At 59.3% G+C, this 764-nt stretch carries 1 protein-coding gene; it reads right to left on the reverse strand.

Translation table 11 applies throughout. The features are described from left to right. Nucleotides 1-593: transposase (locus HX846_RS09035; protein ID WP_178965290.1), on the reverse strand; the 593-nt coding region annotated here is incomplete at its 3' end. Nucleotides 594-764 lie beyond the last annotated feature (171 nt).

Raw genomic sequence — 764 nt, forward strand, 5'->3', positions numbered from 1 at the left:
CAATTGCTGGATATCGAGGTGTTGCCATGCCGGGCGAGCCAGGTGTGCAGCAAGGCGAAGTTCAGGGAGAACTCCGGCATGTGCAGCAAGGCGCCACAGAACACTTCACCGATGATTTTCTGGATCAACTGCACCGCCTGCGGGTTGTTCAGGAACGTGGCGATGTCGCGTTGCAGGAGGTTGATGCCCCAGACTTTCTGGTTCAGGTCGAGGCCGACGAACCAGCGGAACAGCAGGTTGTAGTTGAGTTGTTCGTGCAGTTGCTGTTCGTTGGGGACTGAGTACAGGAGTTGCAGCAGCAGGATCTGCAAGACGGTCTGGGGGGCGATCTGGGTGCCGGGCTGGGCCTGGAGCAGGTCGCGATGGAGGTCGAGGATGTCGTCGATCTGCGGGCGCAGCAAGACCAGCGGATGGCCTGCGGGGATGTAGCTGGAGACTTCCTTGAGCGCGCCTTGCCAGTCGTCCTGGGAGACGATCCATACCCACGGTGCGCCATAGCGGTAGACCGAGACCGGTTTTTTGCGTGCGGCTTCGACGATCTTTGACAGGCGCTGGTCGAGCTCCTGCATGCCGACTTTCGAGTAACGTTCCATAGTTCCCATTCGCCCCACTCCTGGCATCCTGCTTGCGGCTCTGACGTCGCCTTTTTTGGCGGTATTGAGCGCGTTACATAGCCAAGACGGGGGCCGCTGGGGACTACCGAACTTTTGTCATAAAAGCTTCTTTTTTGGGGCGGGGTGAGGTGGGCATATCCGTTGCTGCGG

This window comes from Pseudomonas sp. K5002, assembly GCF_013386655.1.
In the GTDB taxonomy this organism is placed as follows: Bacteria; Pseudomonadota; Gammaproteobacteria; order Pseudomonadales; family Pseudomonadaceae; genus Aquipseudomonas.